18 protein-coding genes and 1 other RNA gene are annotated in these 20,566 nt (G+C 63.5%); 10 read left to right on the forward strand and 9 right to left on the reverse strand.

The window, feature by feature from the left end; genetic code table 11:
* Positions 1–19 precede the first annotated feature (19 nt).
* The 5 genes from dapB to mepA all read right to left on the reverse strand — a co-directional run bounded on the left by dapB (position 20) and on the right by mepA (position 5,484).
* Entirely contained in the window at positions 20–838 is an 819-nt protein-coding gene (gene dapB / locus EKH55_RS16720) for a 4-hydroxy-tetrahydrodipicolinate reductase (RefSeq protein WP_069459903.1), read from the reverse strand.
* Between the two features lie 18 nt (positions 839–856).
* Entirely contained in the window at positions 857–2,662 is a 1,806-nt protein-coding gene (locus EKH55_RS16725; RefSeq protein ID WP_069459902.1) for an ABC transporter ATP-binding protein, read from the reverse strand.
* A 108-nt stretch (positions 2,663–2,770) separates the two neighbouring features.
* Complete coding sequence (locus EKH55_RS16730; protein ID WP_151611860.1) at positions 2,771–3,790, reverse strand: glucokinase; 1,020 nt, start codon at positions 3,788–3,790, stop codon at positions 2,771–2,773.
* A 43-nt stretch (positions 3,791–3,833) separates the two neighbouring features.
* Positions 3,834–4,214 (reverse strand): methylglyoxal synthase, encoded by a 381-nt coding sequence (locus tag EKH55_RS16735; RefSeq protein ID WP_069459900.1) that lies wholly within the window; start codon positions 4,212–4,214, stop codon positions 3,834–3,836.
* A 205-nt stretch (positions 4,215–4,419) separates the two neighbouring features.
* Entirely contained in the window at positions 4,420–5,484 is a 1,065-nt protein-coding gene (mepA, locus tag EKH55_RS16740; protein WP_151611861.1) for a penicillin-insensitive murein endopeptidase, read from the reverse strand.
* A gap of 250 nt (positions 5,485–5,734) precedes the next feature.
* Between mepA and EKH55_RS16745 the strand changes: the two genes are divergently transcribed.
* The 5 genes from EKH55_RS16745 to EKH55_RS16765 all read left to right on the forward strand — a co-directional run bounded on the left by EKH55_RS16745 (position 5,735) and on the right by EKH55_RS16765 (position 12,687).
* Positions 5,735–7,588 (forward strand): extracellular solute-binding protein, encoded by a 1,854-nt coding sequence (locus EKH55_RS16745; protein ID WP_151611862.1) that lies wholly within the window; start codon positions 5,735–5,737, stop codon positions 7,586–7,588.
* 274 nt (positions 7,589–7,862) lie between these two features.
* Positions 7,863–8,948 (forward strand): microcin C ABC transporter permease YejB, encoded by a 1,086-nt coding sequence (locus tag EKH55_RS16750; RefSeq protein WP_069459897.1) that lies wholly within the window; start codon positions 7,863–7,865, stop codon positions 8,946–8,948.
* Positions 8,948–10,081 (forward strand): ABC transporter permease, encoded by a 1,134-nt coding sequence (locus EKH55_RS16755; protein ID WP_069459896.1) that lies wholly within the window; start codon positions 8,948–8,950, stop codon positions 10,079–10,081. The genes EKH55_RS16750 and EKH55_RS16755 overlap by 1 nt, the downstream gene beginning before the upstream one ends.
* An 8-nt stretch (positions 10,082–10,089) precedes the next feature.
* Positions 10,090–11,718 (forward strand): ABC transporter ATP-binding protein, encoded by a 1,629-nt coding sequence (locus EKH55_RS16760; RefSeq protein WP_069459895.1) that lies wholly within the window; start codon positions 10,090–10,092, stop codon positions 11,716–11,718.
* Between the two features lie 9 nt (positions 11,719–11,727).
* Positions 11,728–12,687: a 2-hydroxyacid dehydrogenase gene (locus EKH55_RS16765; RefSeq protein WP_069459894.1), complete on the forward strand. Its 960-nt coding sequence runs from the start codon at positions 11,728–11,730 to the stop codon at positions 12,685–12,687.
* A 52-nt stretch (positions 12,688–12,739) separates the two neighbouring features.
* Here the strand turns inward: EKH55_RS16765 and EKH55_RS16770 are convergent, their stop codons facing one another.
* Both EKH55_RS16770 and EKH55_RS16775 read right to left on the reverse strand, forming a co-directional pair.
* On the reverse strand, positions 12,740–13,837 hold the full coding sequence (locus tag EKH55_RS16770; RefSeq protein ID WP_069459893.1) for a branched-chain amino acid aminotransferase: 1,098 nt from the start codon (positions 13,835–13,837) through the stop codon (positions 12,740–12,742).
* Between the two features lie 331 nt (positions 13,838–14,168).
* Positions 14,169–14,825 (reverse strand): c-type cytochrome, encoded by a 657-nt coding sequence (locus EKH55_RS16775; protein ID WP_069459892.1) that lies wholly within the window; start codon positions 14,823–14,825, stop codon positions 14,169–14,171.
* A 156-nt stretch (positions 14,826–14,981) separates the two neighbouring features.
* On the opposite strand from EKH55_RS16775, the gene EKH55_RS16780 reads away from it, so the two are divergent.
* From EKH55_RS16780 to EKH55_RS16790, 3 genes are all read left to right on the forward strand, one after another.
* Positions 14,982–15,734, forward strand: coding sequence for a 3-deoxy-manno-octulosonate cytidylyltransferase (locus EKH55_RS16780; RefSeq protein WP_069459891.1), 753 nt, complete (start codon positions 14,982–14,984; stop codon positions 15,732–15,734).
* 14 nt (positions 15,735–15,748) lie between these two features.
* Complete coding sequence (locus EKH55_RS16785; RefSeq protein ID WP_069459890.1) at positions 15,749–16,603, forward strand: prephenate dehydratase; 855 nt, start codon at positions 15,749–15,751, stop codon at positions 16,601–16,603.
* A 145-nt stretch (positions 16,604–16,748) separates the two neighbouring features.
* Complete coding sequence (locus EKH55_RS16790) at positions 16,749–16,886, forward strand: DUF1127 domain-containing protein (protein WP_069459889.1); 138 nt, start codon at positions 16,749–16,751, stop codon at positions 16,884–16,886.
* Positions 16,887–17,005: 119 nt separating this feature from the next.
* Here the strand turns inward: EKH55_RS16790 and nudC are convergent, their stop codons facing one another.
* The gene (nudC, locus tag EKH55_RS16795) at positions 17,006–17,986 is read right to left on the reverse strand and encodes an NAD(+) diphosphatase (RefSeq protein ID WP_069459888.1); all 981 of its coding nucleotides are present in this window, start codon (positions 17,984–17,986) and stop codon (positions 17,006–17,008) included.
* Positions 17,987–17,988: 2 nt separating this feature from the next.
* Positions 17,989–18,435: an HIT domain-containing protein gene (locus EKH55_RS16800; RefSeq protein WP_069459887.1), complete on the reverse strand. Its 447-nt coding sequence runs from the start codon at positions 18,433–18,435 to the stop codon at positions 17,989–17,991.
* A gap of 64 nt (positions 18,436–18,499) precedes the next feature.
* Between EKH55_RS16800 and ffs the strand changes: the two genes are divergently transcribed.
* Together ffs and EKH55_RS16810 are read left to right on the forward strand one after the other, a co-directional pair.
* An RNA gene (ffs, locus tag EKH55_RS16805) (signal recognition particle sRNA small type) lies at positions 18,500–18,597 on the forward strand.
* Between the two features lie 48 nt (positions 18,598–18,645).
* A complete protein-coding gene (locus EKH55_RS16810) occupies positions 18,646–20,535 on the forward strand; it encodes a DNA polymerase III subunit gamma/tau (protein ID WP_151611863.1) in 1,890 nt (629 codons plus the stop codon).
* Positions 20,536–20,566 lie beyond the last annotated feature (31 nt).

The following is a 20,566-nucleotide window of genomic DNA, read 5'->3' on the forward strand; positions in this document are numbered from 1 at the left end:
TCTTCAAGAGATTGATGGATCAGTTGAGCCCGAGAACGTCGAGCATGGAATAGAAACCGGGCTTTCGGTCGCGAGCCCAGAGCGCCGCCGTGACGGCGCCGCGCGCGAAAATCGCGCGATCCGTGGCGCTGTGCGACAGCGTCACCACCTCGCCCTCGCCGGCGAGCATGACGGAGTGCTCGCCGATGACCGATCCGCCGCGCAGCGTCGCAAAACCGATCGTCCCCTGCGGCCGGGCGCCCGTATGACCGTCGCGCACCCGAACGGAATGGTCCCTGAGGTCGATCCCCCGTCCCTTGGCCGCCGCCTCGCCGAGGAGGAGCGCCGTCCCGGATGGCGCGTCGACCTTGTGCCTGTGGTGCATTTCCAGGATCTCGATGTCCCATTGGGCAGCGGCAAGGGCGCGCGCCGCCGTTTCCGTCAGCACGCCGAGCAGATTGACGCCGAGGCTCATATTGCCGGACTTGACGACGCGGGCGTGGCGGGCGGCGGCGCGGATCTTCATCTCGTCGTCCGCAGAACATCCGGTCGTGCCCACGACATGGACGATTCGCGCCTGGGCGGCAAGGCCCGCAAACTCGACGGTGCCGGCCGGGGCGGTGAAATCAAGCACGCCGTCGGCGTGAAGAAAGGCCTCGAGCGGATCGTCCGTGACCGGAATTCCGATTGCGCCGAGACCGGCAAGCTCGCCGGCGTCGCGGCCGATAAAGGGCGAACCGGGCCGCTCGACCGCCGCCTGCAGCCGCACCCCTTCCATGCCGGCGACGGTCCGGATCAGCGTCTGCCCCATTCGACCACCCGCGCCGACCACCACGAGCTTCATCTCCGTTTCGCTCATCGTCGCTGTCCTCGCTTCTTACAGGATTTCGGCCTCGGCGGTGGCGTCCGAGCTGTGGCCTTGCAGATTGTGCAGGCGAGCGTAGAGCCCGTCCGGACGCCGCGCAAGCTCGTCATGGGCGCCTTCTTCCACGACGCGGCCATCGCTCATGACGACGATCCTGTCTGCGTTCACGATGGTGGAGAGCCGGTGGGCGATGACGATGACGGTGCGGCCGCTCATGGCATGGTCGAGCGCCTTCTGGACGGCCGCTTCCGACTCGGTGTCGAGTGCCGACGTCGCCTCGTCAAGAAGAAGAATGGGCGCGTTGCGCACCAGCGCCCGGGCGATCGACAGGCGCTGACGCTGACCGCCGGAAAGGGTCACGCCATGCTCCCCGACCGGCGTGTCGTAGCCCTGCGGCTGCGCCAGGATGAAGTCATGCGCATAGGCAAGCCGCGCGGCCTCCTCGATTTCCGCGTCGGTGGCATCCGGGCGGCCATAGCGGATGTTGTCGCGGATCGAGCCTTCGAACAGGTAGGGCTGCTGCGAGACATAGGCGAGCCCGTTGCGCAGCGACTGCTTGGTGACGCCGGCGATGTCCTGGCCGTCGATCAGGATCTGACCCGACTGCGGATCGTAGAAGCGCGGTATAAGGCTGATGATCGTCGACTTTCCGGCGCCCGAGGGGCCGACAAGCGCCGTTGTCTTGCCGCCCTCGGCGCGGAAGCTGACGCCCTTGAGGATCTCGTCGCCATTGCCATAGGCAAAGCGCACGTCCTTTAGCTCGACTGTTGCCGCGCCAAGCTTCAGCTCGGTCGCGTCGGGCCGGTCCCGCTGATGGGGAACCGTGTCGAGGACCTCGTAGATCATGCGCGCATTGACGGCGGCGCGTTCGAGCGACACCTGCAGGCGCGCCAGCCGCCGGGCCGGATCGTAGGCCATCAGCAGCGCGGCGACGAAAGCAAAGAAGGCGCCCGGCGGGACGTTGTAATAGATGGTCCGGAAGGCGGCATAGGCAAGCACGCTGGAGATGGCGAGCCCGGCAAAGGTTTCCGTCATCGGCGCCGTTCGCTCGCTGAGCCGCGCGATCCGGTTCGCCCGGTTTTCGGCGCGGTCGATGATCGACTCGACCTTGCGGCGCAACTGGTCCTCCATCGTGAAGGCCTTGACGATGGTGACGCCCTGGATGGTCTCCTGCATTGCCCCGAGAACGCGGCTGTTGACCTCGACAGACTCGCGCGTTGCCGCCCGCAGGCGCCTGGAAATGTAGCGCAGGCCGAAAAGCAGGGGCGGCGCGACGAGGAAGACGATCAGCGAGAGCAGCCAGTCCTTGCTGAACATGACGGCGATCAGGCCGATGAGGGTCAGAAAGTCGCGCGCGATCGACGTCACGGTCATGTTCAGGACGTCGCGGATGCCGCTGACGTTCTGGCTGATCTTTGCGGCAAACTGCGCCGAGCGATGCTCGTGGAAATAGCCGACGCTGAGCGCCATGAGATGCGCATAAAGCCGCCGCTGATAGCGTGCGACGATGTTGTTGCCGATCTTCGAGAGCGCCACGGCCTGCCCGTAGGTGGCGAGCCCGCGCAGGACGAAGGCGGCAAAGATGGCGCCGCAGATCAGGAGCACGATATCGGACCGCCGGTTGGCGAAGGCCTCGTTGACCACGGTTTCCATGATCCAGGCCGTGAAGCCCGTCGTGGCTGCCACCACCACCAGGCATAGAATGGCAAAGGCATAGCCACGAACGTGATCGCGGCCATTCTCGGCAATGATGCGCCGCAGAATTCCGCTGATGGTTTCGGAATCGACTGCGCGCTCTTTTCTATCCCTGGCGTTCAATAAGCCCGTCTTCCCTGCCTCGAAGTGGCAGCCGCACGCCGGCGCCACGCGTCGGGGCTCTATAGTGGTTTGAAGCCCCGTTGGCGAGTCTTTGCGACGATCGTCACGTCAGCTTCTCCAGCGCCGTCCCTCTGTTGCAACACCGAAATCGCCGGGCCTCTGCGCAAAGGCGGCGAGCCCGGAAAGAGCTGCCATGGGGTGGATCACCGCAAAAGTCGGAACGGTCCGCATCAGTGCCGAGTGCGGCGCCTTGTCCTCGAAGGCCGCGCGAAACTCCGGTTGCATCAGTGCGGACAATATCTTTTGCGAAATGCCGCCGGCGAGGAACACGCCGCCACGGGCCATGAAGATCAGCGCCATGTCGCCGGCGACACGTCCGAGATAGGTGCAGAAGAGCGACAGGGTCTCTACCGCCGCCGGATCTGCCCCCGCAAGCGCCGCCGTCGTCACGTCAGCCTGGTCTGGGTGCACCGGGTCGACCCCGTCGGCGGCGCAGACGGCGCGATAGAGATTCATGATGCCGCGACCGCAAAGAATCTGTTCACGCGCCATACGTCCCTCGATCGGCTCCAGGAAGGGCCAGATCTGGAAATCGCGTTCGCTGGAGGGCCCGATATCGACATGGCCGCCTTCGCCGGGCACTGGGATCCATGTGTTCTGGGCGAAGACCAGGCCCGCGACGCCAAGCCCGGTGCCCGGACCGAGCACGACGCGGGAACTGCGCGGAAGGACGCTGCCTCCACCGATCTGCACGATATCCCCATCGGTCGGCGCGGCAACCGCCAGCGCCTGCGCCTCGAAATCGTTTATGACCAGCACGTCATCCAGTCCGAGGCTCGCAAGCATATCCTTCGGCCGGATGACCCAGCCGGCATTCGTCAGCGGAATCTCGTCACCCTGGATCGGCCCGGCGACAGCGAGGATCGCCGAGCGAGGACGCAGCGATGTCTTGTCGAGGATGCATTTTTGCATTGCCTCCTCGATGGTCTCGAAATCGCCGGTCTTGATCGGCGGCAGTTGCCGCGGCTCGGCATAGGCGTCGATGAGCAAGGCGAAACGGGCATTCGTACCGCCGATGTCGCCGATCAGCAGAGGAAAGGGAAAGGTCTGGTCACTCGCAACGGGCATGGCAGATCGTCCTGGTCGCGGCTTGGAGATGTTCGGTTATGTATCAGTTGCGACGAAAGTCGATCAACTGCTCGGCGGTCGCGCGGTTCAGCGCCATCGGGATATCATAGACGATCGCCAGCCGCATCAGCGCCTTGACGTCGACGTCGTGCGGCATCGGGGTCAGAGGATCGACGAAGAAGATCAGGCAATCGACGTCGCCGGTCGCGATTAGCGCTCCGATCTGCTGGTCACCGCCGAGCGGACCGCTCTTCAGCCGCGCGACGTCGAGACCGGGGCAGACGTCGAGTACGCGGCCGCCGGTCGTGCCGGTCGCGACGATCTTCCAGCCGGCCAGCACCGCCTCGTTCGCTTTGGCGAAGGCGGCAAGGTCGTCCTTTTTCTGATCATGGGCGATCAGGGCCAGGCATTTGCGGTCCGCCAAGGGGTGCCTCCCGGAAGTTCACGGCGAACCGTCTGCCACAGGGGGCGGTCCGCGCTCTTTAAATCGATTGAATGCCCTATACATGAGCGCTGCGAAGATGGGAAGGCATTTTGCCTCCAGCGGCTCTCTCAACGGCCATGCTGCTCGTCTCTTTGGATCACGACCCAGGACAAAGGCATGCAGCAATTCAGGGCCCTGTCGCGATCTATTGCAGAGCCGGGCGCGGCAAGGGCACCGGGATATTTGCGAGCGGCGCCTCTTCCGCGGCACCGATGGCCGCCTCGATGCTGGTCGCGGCGGCAGGCACGGCGGCTACCGCCCGATAGGCGGTGCCATAGGTCGCCTGCAATTCGGAGGCGGGGGCCGGTCCGTTCAGCACCAGTGCGCAGGTCTTCGGCAGATCGGCGAGCGTCGTAAATTTCGGCTTCACCGGCTTCACCGGTTTCTCCGTCGGCTTCGCCCAGGGCTCGTCGGTGAACCACCAGGCAAGCGACTTGTCGCAACCGTCGCCCGCCGGCACCGCGGCCTGATCCTTGCACCCCTTGGAATCGCCCGGGCATTTGATGCGGACATGGAAATGGTAGTCGTGGCCATAGATCGGCCGGACCTTGCCGAGCGCCGAGCGGTCGCCCTTCCAGCTATCGCAGAGCTTCTTTTTGATGGCCGGATTGACGAAGATGCGCTCGACCTCCGGATAGCTCGCCGCCAGCATGATCAGCCGCGCATGGGCGGGCGTCCAGGCGGCCGGGTCGATCGTCAGGAACTTGCTCTTGTCGAGCATGGACGTGGCTGAAATCGTCTCGCGCTCCTGGTAGCTCAGCGTCTTTTTCGGCATCGGCGTCAGCCAGATATCGGCGTCGAGGCCGATCTGGTGCGAGGCGTGACCGGACAGCATCGGCCCGCCGCGCGGCTGCGAGATGTCGCCGAGCAACAGGCCGGGCCAGCCGATATTGTCGGCCGCGTCATGGGAGAGGCGCTCGATGAGCGCGATCATCGCCGGATGTCCCCAGCGCCGGTTGCGCGACAGGCGCATGGCCTGCCAGGTCGGGCCGTCGGTCGGGATCGCAATACCGCCGGCAAGGCATCCCTTGGAGTAGAAGCCGTAGGAGGAGGGCTCCGATTGCGTCGGCAGCGCCTTTGCGCCGAAAAGCTCCTTGGCGGGCGTACCGTCGGCCGCAGCCGCATTCGCCGACAGCAGGCCGACGGCCACAATCGAGCTCAAAAGCGCGGAAGCGCAACGTGCAAGCGCTGCGCGCGTATCAATTCCCATTCAATCCCCCATCGGCAGCGATGAAAAACACATAGCCTCCAATTGCTGCAGCGACCTTTGCGCACATGAGCCGCGCGGCGCTGGAGACCCGTCGCACCTAACCTGATTCGCTGCGATTGCATCAATCTTGCGACTCACCGGGATGTGACCGAAAAAATCCGCCCCATTTTTGGCAGGTCCTGTCAATTGCCGTGATTTCGCCTATTCTGCTTTTAAAAGCATGATCGAAAATACAAGGAGAAACGACGGGATGCTGGACATTGGCGGTGTTGGAAGAAGGAATTTTGCGGCCGCGTTCCTGGCAATGTCCTTGCTACTGGTGCCAGCCGCGGAGGCTCAAGAGCAGCCGGTCTGGCATCACGGATTGTCGCTCGTCGACGATCTCAAATATCCGCCAGGTTTTGCCCACTTCGACTATGCGAATCCCGAGGCACCGAAGGGCGGAGACCTCAGGCTTTCGCAGACCGGCACCTTCGACACGTTCAATCCCCTGCTGGTGAAGGGCGAAACGGCCGCCGGTCTCGCGCTCGTCTTCGACACGCTCATGAAGCCGGCAGAAGACGAGATTTCGACGGCCTATGGGCTTCTGGCCGAAAGCGTTTCCTTCCCCGACGATATCTCCTCGGCCACGTTCCGGCTGAGGCAGGAAGCGACATGGGCAGACGGTCAGCCGGTGTCGCCGGAAGACGTCGTGTTCAGTTTCGACAAGGCGAAGGAACTGAACCCGCTCTATCAGAGCTATTATCGGCATGTGGTCAAAGCGGAGAAGACCGGGGAACGGGACATCACCTTCCACTTCGACGAGAAGGACAATCACGAACTTCCGCATATTCTCGGGCAGATTCTGATCGTGCCGAAACACTGGTGGGAGGGCAACGGGCCGAACGGCAAGCCGCGCGATATCTCCCGAACGACGCTTGAACCGGTCATGGGGTCGGGTCCCTACCGAATCGCGTCGTTCTCCCCCGGCGGGACCATCCGCTACGAGCGCCGGCCCGATTACTGGGGCGCCGCGCTCAACGTCAATATCGGGCAGAACAATTTCGATTCGATCACCTACTCCTTCTATGGCGATCGTGACGTCGAGTTCGAGGCCTTCCGCTCCGGCAACACCGATTTTTGGCGTGAGAACCAGGCGATGCGCTGGGCCACGGGCTTCGATTTTCCGGCAGCGAAGGCCGGCCGCGTCAAGCGCGAGGAGATCCCAAATCCCTTCCGCGCGACGGGCGTGATGCAGGCGATGGTGCCCAACATGCGCCGCAAGCCTTTCGACGACGAGAGGGTGCGCGAGGCATTGAACTATGCCTTGGACTTCGAAGAGCTGAACCGCACCGTCTTTTTCAATCAGTACCAGCGCGTCGACAGCTTCTTTTTCGGCACGGAGCTTGCCTCTTCCGGTCTACCGGAAGGGAGAGAACTGGAAATCCTGAACGAGGTCAAGGATCTCGTGCCGCCGGAAGTATTCACCACGCCCTATAGCAATCCGGTCGGCGGCACGCCGCAAAAGGCCCGTGAAAATCTGCGCAAGGCGATCGAGATCTTAAGGCAGGCAGGGTTTGAACTCAAAGGCAACCGGATGGTGAATACGGCCACGGGCAAGCCGTTCTCCTTCGAGATCCTGTTGAGCAGCCCGGCTCTCGAGCGCGTCGCCTTGCCTTATGCGCAGAACCTGAAACGCATCGGCATCGAGGCGCGCGTTCGCACGGTGGACCCCTCGCAATATACCAATCGCGAACGCGCCTTCGACTACGACGTGACCTGGGAAGTCTGGGGACAGACCTTGAGCCCCGGAAACGAACAGGCGGATTACTGGGGGTCGGCAGCCGCCACACGCGAGGGCTCCAGGAACTATGCCGGAATTTCCGATCCCGGCGTCGACGCCTTGATCCAGCGCGTAATCTTCGCGAAGGATCGGGACACGCTGGTTGCCGCAACCAAGGCGCTCGATCGAGTGCTGCTCGCCCATAATTACGTCATTCCGCTCTACTACAAGATGGCCGCTCAGATTGCCTATTGGGACAAATTGGCCCGGCCGCAAGAATTGCCGAAATACGGGCTCGGCTTTCCCGACACGTGGTGGTCCAAGAGCGCCGCCAGCCAATGAAGCACTTGCACTCAAGGCCTCACTCGATTCCAAATGCGGGGAACGAATCACTTAAGCTACGGACGGGGCCGGCGCAATCCGGCGCGCCGGCTGCATCTTTCCTTGAATCGACCTCGATTTAAGGACATGCAGCAATTCAAAGAGCTACAGCGGCCGTGGGCGGCGCTGCAGGAGTTCGGGCCCGAGGAGTTCAGGAATTGAGACGACATAGACGGCGAACGACAGCCAGGTTGGTCGCGGCGGCCGACGGCGTGAAAATGCCGGGGCTCGCCTGATGGGTGCCTACATCCTGCGCCGCTTGCTCCTGATGATCCCAACCATCGTCGGGATCATGGCCATCTCCTTCGCCGTCGTGCAGTTCGCCCCCGGCGGACCGGTGGAGCAGGTCATAGCCGATCTTACCAGTGCCGCCGGGTCCGACCGGCTTTCCGGCACCGGCGGCGACCTCCTTCAGGGCGGCGGCGGCGATGAGGGCGGGCGCTATCGCGGGGCGCAGGGGCTCGATCCCGAATTCATCGCCAAGCTCGAAAAGCAGTTCGGCTTCGACAAGCCGCCGCTCGAGCGCTTCGCCACAATGATGTGGAACTATATCCGCTTCGATTTCGGCGAGAGCTTCTTCCGCAACACCTCCGTCATCGACCTGATCATCGAAAAAATGCCGGTGTCGATCTCGCTCGGCGTGTGGATCCTGATCTTCTCCTATCTCATCTCTATCCCGCTCGGCATCAAGAAGGCGGTCTCCGACGGCTCGACCTTCGATGTCTGGACCTCCGGAATCATCGTCATCGGCTATGCGGTGCCGAGCTTCCTCTTCGCCATCCTGCTGATTGTCGTCTTCGCCGGCGGCTCCTTCTTCGACTGGTTCCCCTTGCGCGGCCTCGTCTCGGACAATTTCCATGAGCTTGCCTGGTGGCAGAAGGTCCTCGATTACTTCTGGCACATGACGCTGCCGCTGATCACGCTCTTGCTTTCGGCCTTTGCCACGACGACATTGCTGACCAAGAACTCCTTCATCGACGAGATCAAGAAGCAATATGTCACCACGGCGCGCGCGAAGGGCCTGAGCGAGCGGCGGGTGCTTTACGGCCATGTCTTCCGCAATGCGATGCTGATCATCATCGCCGGCTTCCCCGGCGCCTTCATCTCCGCCTTTTTTACCGGCTCGCTGCTGATCGAATACATCTTTTCGCTCGATGGGCTCGGCCGCCTCGGCTATGACGCGGTCGTCAAGCGCGATTATCCGATCGTCTTTGCAACACTCTACATCTTCTCGTTGATGGGCCTGTTCGTCAGCCTCGTTTCCGATCTGGTCTATACCTGGGTCGACCCCCGCATCGACTTCGAGCGGAGGGACGTCTGATGAGCGCCGTCACGACCTATGCGCAAGCGCCGGAAAGAGGTTGGCTCACGCCGATCGGCCGGCGGCGCTGGCAGAATTTCAAGGCGAATCGGCGCGGCTACTGGGCGCTCTGGATATTTCTCCTTCTCTTCGGCCTCAGCCTCTGTGCGGAATTCATCGCCAATGACCGGCCGATCGTCGCCTCCTACAAGGGCGAACTCCTGTTCCCAGTCTTCGTCAACTATCCGGAAGAGACGTTCGGCGGATTCCTCGCCGAAACCGACTTTCGCTCCGAATTCATCCGCGACGAGATCGAGGCAAACGGCTGGATGATCTGGCCGCCGATCCGCTATTCCTACCAGACGGTCAACTCCTACATCCCGCATTCGGCGCCGACCCCTCCCTTCTGGCTGATGAGCAAGGAGGAGCGCTGCGCCGCCTATCCGCAGGGTGCCGACGACCCCGGCTGCACCCTCGGCAACATGAACTGGCTCGGCACCGACGACCAGGCGCGCGACGTGATGGCGCGCATGATCTATGGCTTCCGCATCTCGGTGCTTTTTGGTCTCGTGCTGACGATCGCCTCCGCCGTGATCGGCGTTTCGGCGGGCGCCGTGCAGGGCTATTTCGGCGGCTGGACCGATCTTCTTTTCCAGCGCTTCATCGAGATCTGGTCGTCGATGCCGGTGCTCTACATCCTGCTCATCATCGCCGCCATCCTGCCGCCCGGCTTCTTCATCCTGCTCGGCATCATGCTGCTCTTTTCCTGGGTCGGCTTCGTCGGCGTCGTGCGCGCGGAGTTCCTGAGGGCGCGCAATTTCGAATATGTCAATGCGGCGCGCGCGCTCGGCGTCGGCAACGGCACGATCATGTACCGGCACCTGCTGCCGAACGCGATGGTGGCGACGCTCACTTTCCTGCCCTTCATCCTCTCCGGCTCGATCACCACGCTCACCTCGCTTGATTTCCTCGGCTTCGGCATGCCGCCGGGGTCCCCCTCGCTCGGCGAGATGATCGCTCAGGGCAAGTCGAACCTGCAGGCGCCGTGGCTGGGGCTCACGGCCTTCTTCGCCATGTCGATCATGCTGTCGCTTTTGATCTTCGTCGGCGAAGCGACGCGCGACGCCTTCGACCCGAGAAAGACGTTCCGGTGAGGGCGACCATGACAGACACCCTTCTCTCCGTGCGCGATCTGTCCGTGGCCTTCCACCAGGGCGGCGAGACCTCGACGGCCGTCGACCACATCTCCTTCGACATCCGTCGCGGCGAAACCGTCGCGCTTGTCGGCGAGTCCGGTTCGGGCAAGTCGGTCTCGGCCAACTCGATCCTGAAGCTGCTGCCCTATCCGGCGGCGAGACATCCGAGCGGCGAAGTCATCTTCAACGGCAAGGATCTCCTCAAGGCAAACGACGAAGAACTCAGGCATGTCCGCGGCAACGACATCACGATGATCTTCCAGGAGCCGATGACCTCGCTCAACCCGCTGCACACGATAGAGCAGCAGGTGGGCGAAATCCTCGAACTCCATCAGGGCCTCAAGGGGCCGGCTGCGCGCGCGCGAACGCTGGAACTCCTCAACCAGGTCGGCATCCGCGAAGCGGAAAAGCGCCTCGGCGCCTATCCGCATCAGCTTTCCGGCGGTCAGCGCCAGCGCGTGATGATTGCCATGGCGCTTGCGAACCGCCCGGAGCTCCTGATCGCCGACGAGCCGACGACGGCGCTCGACGTCACCGTTCAGGCGCAGATCCTCGAACTCCTGAAGTCGCTCAAGGATGAGCATGGCATGTCCATGCTTTTCATCACCCACGACCTTGGCATCGTCCGCAAGATCGCCGATCGCGTCTGCGTCATGACCAAGGGCAAGATCGTCGAGACCGGCCCGACGGCGGAGATCTTTGCCAATCCGCAGCATTCCTATACCAGGCACCTGCTCGCCTCGGAACCGAAGGGCGAACCGCCGGCCTCCGATCCCTCGAAGCCGATCGTCATCGAAGCGAAGGACGTGAAGGTCTGGTTTCCGATCAAGGCCGGCTTTCTGCGGCGCGTCGTCGATCACGTCAAGGCAGTGGACGGCATCGACCTGACGCTGCGCGCCGGGCAGACGCTCGGGGTCGTCGGCGAGTCCGGCTCGGGCAAGACGACGCTCGGGCTGGCGCTGACGCGGCTGATTTCGTCGAAAGGGCGGATCGCCTTCGTCGGCAGAGACATCGATGCCTATAGCTTCGGCGAGATGCGGCCGCTCCGCAACCGCATGCAGGTGGTTTTCCAGGATCCCTACGGGTCGCTCAGCCCGCGCATGTCTATCGCCGACATCGTTGGCGAGGGGCTGAAGATCCACGAAAGGGCGCTCGCCAATGGCGAGCGTGACGCGCGCGTCGCCGCCGCATTGGAAGAGGTCGGGCTTGACCCCGCCACCCGCTGGCGCTACCCGCATGAATTCTCCGGCGGCCAGCGCCAGCGCATCGCAATCGCCCGCGCCATGGTGCTCAAACCCCAATTCGTCATGCTCGACGAGCCGACCTCGGCGCTCGATATGAGCGTGCAGGCGCAAGTAGTCGATCTTCTGCGCGACCTGCAGCGCAAGCATAATCTCGCCTATCTCTTCATCAGCCATGACTTGAAGGTCGTGCGGGCGCTTGCCAACGAGGTGATCGTCATGCGGATGGGCCGGGTCGTGGAGCAGGGACCGGCCGAACGCATCTTCGAGGCTCCGAGCGAGGACTATACCAAGGCGCTGATGGCCGCCGCCTTCAACCTCGAAGCCGTCAATCTTTCCGCCATCCGCCAATAGAGCCGCCTCATGCCCCTCATAAGCCCCGTCATCGTCGACCTGAAATTCATTCCCGAAGAGGTCGATGCCGCCCTCCAGGGCGCCTTTCCGGGCCGCGAGGTGATCAACCTTGCCGATCCGGTCCATGAGGGCCGGGATCTCTCCGGCATCGATTATGCGGTCGTCTGGAAATCGGCGCCCGACCTCTTCTCCCGCGCGCCTGACTTGAAGGTCGTCTTTTCCGGCGGCGCCGGCGTCGATCACGTGCTGACTCTGCCGGGCCTGCCGGACGTGCCGCTGGTGCGCTTCGTCGACCGGACGCTGACGACGCGCATGAGCGAATGGGTGGTGATGCAATGCCTCATGCACCTGCGCCAGCATCGCGCCTACGAGGCGCTGGCAAGAATGCACGAATGGCGGGACCTGAGCCAGCCCGAGGCAGCCGACGTGACCGTCGGCATCATGGGCATGGGCGTGCTCGGCCAGGATGCGGCCCGCAAGCTTGCGGTCATGGGCTTCAAGGTGGTCGGCTGGTCGCGCACGAAGCGCGTGGTCGAGGACATCGAGACCTACGACGCCGCCGGCCTCGACACCTTTCTCGATCGCAGCGATTTCCTCGTCGGCCTCCTGCCGCTGACGCCGGAAACGACCGGCATTTTCAACCGCGGTCTCTTTGCAAAACTCAGCCGCAAGGGACCCTTCGGCGCACCGGTCTTCATCAATGCCGGCCGCGGCGGCAGCCAGGTGGAAGCCGATATCCTCGCGTGCCTCGACGACGGCACGCTCGCGGCAGTCTCGCTCGACGTCTTCGAACGGGAGCCGCTTTCGCCGGAAAGCCCGTTCTGGACCATGCCCAACGTTTATGTGACGCCGCATGTCGCCGCCTCATCCGACGTCAAGGCGCTATTCGTTCACGTCGAAGAGCAGATCGCCCGCTTCGAAAATGGCCTGCCGCTGCAGCATGTAGTCGACAAGGTAGCCGGCTACTGATAGCCGCGGCCACAGCGGCGCCCAGGCCGCCGTGGCGCGCTGTTTGCGTCGATCAGAACAGTCGGTCGACCCAGCCATGCGGGTCGGGTGCGCGGCCGTTCTGGATATCGAGCAGCGCCGCCTTCAGCTTGCCGGCGACCGGACCGGCCCCGCCGTCGCCGATCGTGAAGCTGTGTTTGCGACCCTTCACCCTGCCGATCGGCGTGACCACCGCGGCGGTGCCGCAGGCAAAGGCCTCGGTCAGTCGGCCGCTCTGCGCATCCGCCTGCCATTGCTCGATCGCATAGGGTTCCTCGCGCACGGTGAGCCCCCTGTCGCGGGCAAGCGTGATCAGCGAATCGCGGGTGATGCCGGGCAGGATCGTGCCGGTGAGCGGCGGTGTCTGCAATGAGCCGTCGTTGAAGACGAAGAAGACGTTCATGCCGCCGAGTTCCTCGACGAAGCGGCGCTCGACGGCATCGAGGAAGATCACCTGCTCGCAGCCTTCCCGGGTCGCCTCGGCCTGGGCAGCGAGGCTCGCCGCATAATTGCCGCCGCACTTTGCTTCGCCGGTGCCCCCCGGCGCGGCGCGCGTGTAGTTCTCCGACACCCACAGCGTGACGGCCGGCGCGCCGCCCTTGAAATAGGAGCCGACCGAAGAGGCAATGACGCAATAGATGTACTCGGCCGAAGGCTTTACCCCGAGGAGGACCTCGGTTGCGATCATGAACGGCCGGAGATAGAGCGCCGAACCGTCGGCACTCGGAATCCAGTCGCGATCGACGCGGACCAGTTCACGGACAGATTCCACGAACATCTCCTCCGGCAGCGGCGCCATGGCGAGCCGGAGGGCGGAGTTGCGGAACCGGCGCGCATTGGCGTCCGGGCGAAACAGCGCGGCGCCGCCGTCAGGCAGGCGATAGGCCTTCATGCCTTCGAAAATCTCCTGGGCGTAGTGGAACACCACCGTTGCAGGATCGAGGTCGAACGCCTTGCGTGCTTCAATCCTGCCGCCATGCCAGCCGCGTCCCTCGGAATAGCGGACGGTTACCATGTGATCCGTGAAGACCCGGCCGAAGCCCGGATTCTGGAGGATCGTCTCCCGCTCGCTCGCGGCCAGGGGATTCGGATTTTTCTCGAACAGGAAAGTCTTTGCGTCGCTCTCGGTCATCTATCGTCCGTCCTTCGTTCCGAGCGGAAACGTCCCCTTCGCCGTGGGAGCAGGACTTAGCTCGGATCAGATCGTGATTGGTGGCGTTCATGCCTTCATACGCACAGATATTAGCATTGCAAAAGCAAAATCCGCTACTGCATGTCTCTTTGATCGATCTCGATGAAAGGACAAAGACATGCAGTAATTCAAAGTGCTACAGCGACCTTTGCGCGTCCCGATAGGACGCGCGGCGCTGTAGTCTCGCGTCGCCCCCCCCCGCAAAAACCGGACGAAAAGGAAAAGCCCGGCTGGTGAGCCGGGCTTTCTACTCAGACTTGTCTGGTTGAAATCAGTTTGCCGGTGCGGGTGCCGGAGCTTGGACGTCCTGGGCCGTCTGGCCTTCAACCGGAGCAGTTCCCTCCGTAGGAGCGGCTTCCGTCGCGCCGGTCGCTTCCGGAGCCGGCAGCGGTGCCGGATTATCCGAGTGCTCGCGCAGCCAGGCGATCAGGTTGGCCCGCTCGTCGGCTTTCTTCAGGCCGGCAAAGCCCATGGCCGTGCCCGGAACGTGCTTCTTCGGCGCTTCCAGGAAATAGCTCAGGTGGTCATAGTCCCACACGACCTTGCCCCCTTCGGCGAAGCTCTGCATGCCGGCGGAATAGCTGAAGCCCTCATGCGAGGCGACCGGGCGGTTGACGATGTCCCAGAGGTTCGGGCCGACCTTGTTGGGTCCGCCCTTCTCCACGGTGTGACAGCTCGCGCACTTCTTGAACACGGCTTCGCCCGCGGAGGCATCGGCTGTCGCCAGCAGCGGGCCAATCGGTTCGGGTGCGGCTTCCCCGCCGCCGGCGGCGCCGGGTTCGGCGGACGTCTCCTCGGCGACGATCGCGAAACCTTCCTTCTCGGGAGCTTCGGAATGGAATATGCCTTCCGAGGCGATGGACACGGTCATTAGCACGAAGACCGTACCCAACAAGGCACCCACACCCATGTTTACATATGGATTCATCTGCAAACGCTCCCTTTGCCACCGGCGCAAACAAAAAACCGGCCCATCTTGAAATCGCGCGGAACCTATGTCTTTTGGCTCTGCGTTGCAACAGTGATTATGGCCCCCGAAGTGAGACCTTTTGACACTTTCTGTGGGGTTCTTGAAGGCCAGACGATGATTCACGAAAAATCCGGCAAAAGCTTGGTGCTCATTCCGGCGCGCATGGCCTCGACCAGGCTGCCTGGAAAACCGCTTGCCGACATATGCGGTCTGCCGATGATCGTTCAGGTCGCACGGCGCGCACAGGAGGCCGATGTCGGCCGCATCGTGGTCGCCGTCGACCATGCGGAGGTGTTTGCCGCGGTGAGCGACGCGGGTTTCGAGGCGATCATGACGCGCGGCGACCACCAGTCCGGCTCCGACCGGATCCATGAGGCGCTCACCAAGGCCGATCCGGAGGGCGCGGCCGAGATCGTCATCAACGTCCAGGGGGACCTTCCGACGATCGAGCCCGGGCCGATCCGCGCGGCGCTCAGGCCCCTCGAGAATGCCTCGACCGACATCGCCACCCTGACGGTGGCGATTACCGACGAGCACGAAAAGACCAATCCGAACGTCGTCAAGGTGGTGGGCTCGCCCCTTTCCGAGAGCCGTTTGCGGGCGCTTTATTTTACCCGCACGACGGCACCCTACGGTGCCGGCCCCCTTTATCACCACATCGGCCTCTATGCCTATCGGCGCAAGGCGCTCGAGACTTTCGTGTCGCTCAAGCCCTCGACGCTCGAAAAGCGCGAATCGCTGGAGCAACTGCGGGCGCTGGAAGCCGGCATGCGCATCGACGTCGAGATCGTCGATTCCGTGCCCCTCGGCGTCGATACGCCGGCAGACCTCGAGAAGGCCCGCCGCATACTTTCCGCCAGAAGCTGAGGAAGGAACCGAGAGTGACCGTCAAGACCAACCGGATATCCTTTCAAGGTGACCATGGCGCCAATTCGGACATGGCCTGCCGCGACATGTTTGCGGGCATGGAGCCGCTGCCCTGCCAGACCTTCGAGGATGCCTTTCTTGCGGTCGAAAACGGTGATGCGGATCTGGCGATGATCCCGATCGAGAACACGATCGCCGGGCGCGTCGCAGACATCCACCACTTGCTGCCGGAGTCGCGTCTCTTTATCGTCGGCGAATATTTCATGCCGATCCGCTTCCAGTTGATGGTGCTGCCGGGCGTCAAGCGCGACGAGATCCGCACGGTGCACAGCCATATCCATGCGCTCGGCCAGTGCCGCAAGATCGTGCGCGCCAACGGCTGGAAGCCCGTTGTGGCCGGCGACACCGCCGGTGCCGCGAAGCTCGTCATGGAGACCGGGGACCGTTCGATGGCGGCGCTCGCGCCTCGACTGGCCGCCGAACTTTACGGCCTGGAGATCATCGCTGAGAACGTCGAGGACACCGATAGCAACGTGACCCGCTTTGTCGTGCTGTCGCGCGAGGAACAGCGGATCGTGCGCAGATCCGATGACGAAGTGATCATCACCACTTTTGTCTTCAACGTGCGCAACATTCCGGCTGCGCTCTACAAGGCCCTCGGTGGCTTTGCGACCAATGGCATCAACATGACGAAGCTTGAAAGCTACCAACTCGGCGGCAAGTTCGTGGCGACGCAGTTCTATGCCGATATCGAGGGGCATCCGGACGACCTTGCCGTCCGGCATGCGATGGACGAGCTGCGCTTCTTTTCCGAGAAGGTGCGCATCCTCGGCACCTATCTGGCTCACCCTATGCGCGGCGTGCTCTGACCGCGCGTCGCGCCCCAGCCCGAAAAAGCGGCAAAAGTGCGGTAGGGCGCCACGCGCTGAACGCATGCCTAGTTTGCAATCATGTCTCTACTTAAATTCCGGGCAAATGCCTATTTGACACTCGTCAAGATATGGAGTGTCAAAGATGAAGATCCGCCAGAAGATCATGGATTATGCAACGAAGCGCCGCGCGATCCGCGAGCTGAACGCTCTCGACGATCATGCGCTGAGCGATATCGGCCTTTCCCGTTCGCAGATCCAGGCCGCCGTCTACGGCCGCTGATGAGAGATATGCCCCGCGCCGTTGGCCGGCGCGACGCAGTCGTTTTGAACGCCCCGCCGTCACCCGAGCGGGGCGTTTCCCGTAAAGGCAGACCCGCAACTGAGCCCGGTGACAAAGGATCAGCCTCGCTCGGGCCAGGCGAGCCAGTCGCGCATGAGCTGGTGCGCGATCGCCCCCTTCGGCGGCGGGATGTGCTCGTCGCCGGTGTCGGCGATGCCGGTCGTGCGCTCCAACATGGCCTCGGTCTCGGCACGGGTGAACCAGCGCACGTCTTCGAGTTCCTGTTCGTCCCGCTTGATCGTCGTGGATTTCGCCTCCGCATAGCAGCCGATCATCAGTGAGTGCGGCAGCGGCCAGGGCTGCGAGGCGTGATAGCGGACCCGCCCGATGCGGATGCCCGATTCCTCCTGCGTCTCCCGGCGCACGGCGTTCTCGATCGTCTCGCCCGGCTCGACGAAGCCTGCAAGGCAGGAATACATGCCGGGCGCGAAATGCGGGCTGCGACCGAGAAGGCAGAGATCGTGCTCGAGATCGATCGTCAGCATGATGACGACCGGGTCCGTGCGGGGAAAGACCATGTGGCCGCAGGCGGTGCAGATGCGCCGGTAGCCGCCGGCCCGCCCGTCCATCGGACCGCCGCAGCGGCCGCAGAAGCGGTTGTTGGCGTTCCAGACGATCAGGCTCGATCCCTGCGCGAACTGGCCTAGGAGTTCCTCCGGCAGCATCTGTTGGCGATAGAGCATCCGCGCATCGGCGATCTTGAAGGGTTCGGGCAGGGTCTCCTCGGTGAGACCCGACGGCACGGCGAGCCGCGGCTCGCCATTCTGCAGATAGCCGAGCAGGATCGATTCATCGAGCGCCGGTTCGAGGTCGGCGAGCTCGTAGGGGGCAAAGAGCGGATCGATGATCTTCGCGTCGTGCTTGACGATCAGCTTGGCGCCGGAAAAGGCAAGAAAATGCGCCGCCGGATGTTTGAGCGCCAGTTCGAGGCAGTCGTCGCTTCGATGTTCGGATTGGCGTTCGAGGTGGTTCTCCGCAAAAGCGACGAAAGTGCTCGGTTCCGGGTGAGGGCTGTGAAGATCGAAGATCGTTTTCGTCATGTTCAGAGATTTTCCAATATGCGTTCCGCGAATGCCTGGTGATCCGTCTCCAACCACGGTTCGGCCTTGCCGAACCCCCAGACAGGACCCGGCCAGTTGGGGTCGCCCGTGCGCCGGGCGACGACATGCACATGGAGCTGCCGAACGATGTTGCCGAGTGCGCCGATATTGACCTTCTCCGCCCCGGCCACCTTTTTCAGGGCCGTCGCCACCATGTTCGTCTCGAAAGTCAGCATCGTCTGGTCGAGCGGCGACAGATCGAAGATCTCCGAGACACCGTCGCGCTGGGGGATGAGGATGATCCAGGGCCAGCGGCGGTCGTTCATCAGGCGCAATTGGCAGAGGCCGATCGAAGCGATCGGGATGCCGTCGCGCTCAAGGCGCTCATCGAGCGTGAAGGTGGACAAGAAACTCTCCTCGGTGTGCAACGGATTCGCCTTGTTTTGCATACCGATATCAGTTTTTTGATGGCTTGGCTTGCATTTGCTGGCGATATTGCCGATATGGAAGCCGGGAGGTTGGTGGTGGACGAGCCACTCGCCAACCGGGTCAGGTCCGGAAGGAAGCAGCCCTAACGAGCCACGGCACGGGTCATCGTGCCAGCCTCCCACCTTCTTCTCCGTCCTGTCGGGACAAGAGTTCGAGCAGCGGCAGGGTCGATGAGCGACGAAGCGCCTATTTCATCCCCCGGTTCCCTTCCCGTATCACCCGCCGAAAGACCGGCCGCCTATCGCGTTCTCGCACGCAAATATCGCCCGAAGGACTTCTCCGATCTCATGGTCGGCCAGGAGCCGATGGTGCGTACGCTCACCAACGCCTTCGAGACCGGCCGTATCGCTCAAGCCTATATGCTCACCGGCGTGCGCGGCGTCGGCAAGACGACGACAGCGCGCATCCTGGCGCGCGCCCTGAACTACAAGACCGCGGAGATCGACAGGCCGACCATCGACCTGGGTGTCCCGGGCGAACATTGCCAGGCGATCATGGAAGGTCGCCATGTCGATGTGATCGAGATGGACGCCGCCTCCCATACCGGCATCGACGACATCCGCGAGATCATCGAGCAGGTTCGCTACCGGCCCGTCTCGGCCCGCTACAAAGTCTATATCATCGACGAAGTGCACATGCTCTCGACGCAGGCCTTCAACGGCCTGTTGAAGACGCTGGAAGAGCCGCCGGAGCACGTGAAGTTCATCTTTGCGACCACGGAGATCCGCAAGGTCCCGATCACGGTCCTGTCGCGCTGCCAGCGCTTCGATCTGCGGCGCATCAGCGCCTCCGACCTTGTCGGGCTGTTTTCGACCATTCTCAGCAAGGAAGCGGTGCCCTTCGATCCGGAGGCACTGGCCATGGTGGCGCGCGCAGCCGAGGGCTCGGCGCGCGACGGCCTGTCGCTGCTCGACCAGGCGATCGCCCATGGCGGCGGCGCCGTCGAGGTCGAAACGGTGCGCTCGATGCTGGGGCTCGCCGATCGGGCGCGCATCGTCGATCTCTTTGCCCATATCGTCAAGGGCGATGCGGCGGCGGCACTCGGCGAATTTTCGGCGCAGTACGAAGCCGGCGCCAATCCGACCGTGGTTCTGACCGATCTTGCCGATTTCACCCACCTCGTCACGCGGATGAAATACGTGCCCGATGCGGCGAACGACCAGTCCTTGAGTGAGATCGAGCGCACGCGCGGTGCAGAATTCGCAGCCAGCGTCGCGGTGACGACGCTGTCGCGCATCTGGCAGATGCTGCTCAAGGGCATTCCTGAGGCGGAAAGCTCCGCGCGGCCGGCAGGCGCCGCCGAGATGGTTTTGATCCGGCTCGCCCATGCCGCGCATCTGCCCTCGCCGGAGGAGGCGGCGCGGCGGCTGCTCGAGCTTTCGGGAGGGGAAAACGGCGGACGTCCCATGCCGACCCGCAATGGCGCGAGCGCTGAGCCGCAGGCCGGTCCGGCGGTCGGGGCCCGTTCCGTCGAAGCCGCCCCCGTCCAGAGATCTTCGGGCAGTGGCGCCACCATGCTGCGCGCCGTCCCGGACGCAGCACCGCAGCCGATCGGCGTCGGGCGCCTGGAGGACAGCCCGGCAGCGGTGCCGGCCGCGAAGCCGCAGCCGAAGACTCCGGTCGCCTCGATCAGCGACATAGCCGATCTGTGCGCGAAGAACCGCGACATCAAGCTGAAGACTCTGGTGCGTGGTTTCCTGCGTCTCGTGCATATCGAGCCCGGCCGGCTCGACGTCAATCTGCCCGAGGACGCGCCGAAGACGCTGCTCGGGGAACTCGCGGTCAAGCTCAAGGAATGGACCGGCATTCACTGGGTCGTCAGCTACAGCCGCGAGCCCGGCCAGCCGACGCTGGTCGAAGCCGAGCAGCGCGCCCAGGAGGAGCGCGTCAACGACGCGCGCCAGGACCCGGACGTCGCGGCGATCCTCGCACGCTTTCCGGGCGCGAGAATCACCGACGTCCGTATTCGCGCGGCCGAGGAGGAGGAAGCGGAAAGCCTCGCGCCGGCGACGGCCGAATCCGAGGACGGCGATATCGTGCCGGGCGATGACATAGAATAGCGAGAACGGCATGGCGCATCGCGCGCCTTCA

Source organism: Sinorhizobium alkalisoli (genome assembly GCF_008932245.1).
GTDB classification, from domain to species: Bacteria; Pseudomonadota; Alphaproteobacteria; order Rhizobiales; family Rhizobiaceae; genus Sinorhizobium; species Sinorhizobium alkalisoli.

Excerpts from the sequence above, each read along its gene's own strand:
- EKH55_RS16745 (WP_151611862.1), top strand. The coding sequence starts at position 5,735 with ATGCTGGACATTGGCGGTGTTGGAAGAAGGAATTTTGCGGCCGCGTTC.
- dapB (WP_069459903.1), bottom strand. The coding sequence starts at position 838 with ATGAGCGAAACGGAGATGAAGCTCGTGGTGGTCGGCGCGGGTGGTCGA.
- EKH55_RS16750 (WP_069459897.1), top strand. The coding sequence starts at position 7,863 with ATGGGTGCCTACATCCTGCGCCGCTTGCTCCTGATGATCCCAACCATC.
- EKH55_RS16810 (WP_151611863.1), top strand. The coding sequence starts at position 18,646 with ATGAGCGACGAAGCGCCTATTTCATCCCCCGGTTCCCTTCCCGTATCA.
- mepA (WP_151611861.1), bottom strand. The coding sequence starts at position 5,484 with ATGGGAATTGATACGCGCGCAGCGCTTGCACGTTGCGCTTCCGCGCTT.
- EKH55_RS16800 (WP_069459887.1), bottom strand. The coding sequence starts at position 18,435 with ATGCAAAACAAGGCGAATCCGTTGCACACCGAGGAGAGTTTCTTGTCC.
- EKH55_RS16780 (WP_069459891.1), top strand. The coding sequence starts at position 14,982 with ATGATTCACGAAAAATCCGGCAAAAGCTTGGTGCTCATTCCGGCGCGC.
- EKH55_RS16760 (WP_069459895.1), top strand. The coding sequence starts at position 10,090 with ATGACAGACACCCTTCTCTCCGTGCGCGATCTGTCCGTGGCCTTCCAC.
- EKH55_RS16775 (WP_069459892.1), bottom strand. The coding sequence starts at position 14,825 with ATGAATCCATATGTAAACATGGGTGTGGGTGCCTTGTTGGGTACGGTC.
- EKH55_RS16730 (WP_151611860.1), bottom strand. The coding sequence starts at position 3,790 with ATGCCCGTTGCGAGTGACCAGACCTTTCCCTTTCCTCTGCTGATCGGC.
- nudC (WP_069459888.1), bottom strand. The coding sequence starts at position 17,986 with ATGACGAAAACGATCTTCGATCTTCACAGCCCTCACCCGGAACCGAGC.
- EKH55_RS16755 (WP_069459896.1), top strand. The coding sequence starts at position 8,948 with ATGAGCGCCGTCACGACCTATGCGCAAGCGCCGGAAAGAGGTTGGCTC.
- EKH55_RS16770 (WP_069459893.1), bottom strand. The coding sequence starts at position 13,837 with ATGACCGAGAGCGACGCAAAGACTTTCCTGTTCGAGAAAAATCCGAAT.
- EKH55_RS16765 (WP_069459894.1), top strand. The coding sequence starts at position 11,728 with ATGCCCCTCATAAGCCCCGTCATCGTCGACCTGAAATTCATTCCCGAA.
- EKH55_RS16790 (WP_069459889.1), top strand. The coding sequence starts at position 16,749 with ATGAAGATCCGCCAGAAGATCATGGATTATGCAACGAAGCGCCGCGCG.